Annotated in this window: 1 protein-coding gene; it reads left to right on the top strand. The window is 69.5% G+C overall.

The window, feature by feature from the left end:
• Positions 1-88 precede the first annotated feature (88 nt).
• Positions 89-994: SPFH domain-containing protein (locus AC13HU_RS37630; RefSeq protein WP_483046500.1), on the top strand; the 906-nt coding region annotated here is incomplete at its 3' end.

Raw genomic sequence — 994 nt, 5'->3', positions numbered from 1 at the left:
TTGCTAGAGTGCCCGGGTTCGGGCGTGCCCGGGCGCTTGGACGGTAATGGGCGGGTAGTGCGCGCGAAGCGCGGGATGGGGGACGGTCGTGGGTCTGTTCGACGCGATCCGGGGCGAGTTCATCGACATCGTGGAGTGGACCGACGACAGTCGGGACACCATCGTGTGGCGCTTCCCCCGGCACGACAACGAGATCAAGATGGGCGCCAAGCTCATCGTGCGCGAGTCGCAGACGGCCGTGTTCGTCAACGAGGGCCAGATCGCCGACGTCTACCCGCCCGGCACGTACACGCTCCAGACCCAGAACATGCCGATCCTGTCCACGCTGAAGGGCTGGAAGTACGGCTTCGACTCGCCGTTCAAGGCCGAGGTGTACTTCGTCACGACCCGCCAGTTCACCGACATGAAGTGGGGGACGTCGAACCCGGTGATCGTGCGGGACGCCGAGTTCGGGATGGTACGGCTGCGGGCGTTCGGCTCGTTCGCCGCGAAGGTGGTGGACGCACCCGCGCTGCTGCGCGAACTGGCCGGTACCGACCCGCAGTTCCGCACCGAGGAGGTGCAGGAGTACCTGCGGCAGCTGATCGTCGGACGGTTGTCCAACGCACTGGCCGGCACGGGCGTGCCGGTGCTGGACCTGGCCACGCAGCAGGACGCGATCGGTGCCCGGCTGGGTGTGCAGCTCACCCAGGAGCTGGCGTCGGTCGGCATCTCGGTGCCTAAGTTCGTGATCGAGAACATCTCGCTGCCGCCGGAGGTCGAGGAGGCCATCGACACCCGCTCGCGGATGGGCATCGCAGGCAACCTCGACCAGTTCACGCAGTTCCAGGCGGCGAACGCGATCGGGGAGGCGGCCCGCAACCCGGGCGGCGCGGGCGAGGGCGTCGGCCTGGGCATCGGCATGGCGATGGGCCAGCGGATCGCCGCGGGGCTCACCCCGCAGGCCCCCGCCGCACCCGCACCTGCCGCCGCAGCACCCGCCTCCGCTCCGGCC

The sequence above is a fragment of the Streptomyces sp. NH27 genome, assembly GCF_056859195.1.
Note: the sequence above shows the minus strand (reverse complement) of the source record. Positions and strands in the feature narration are given on the sequence as shown.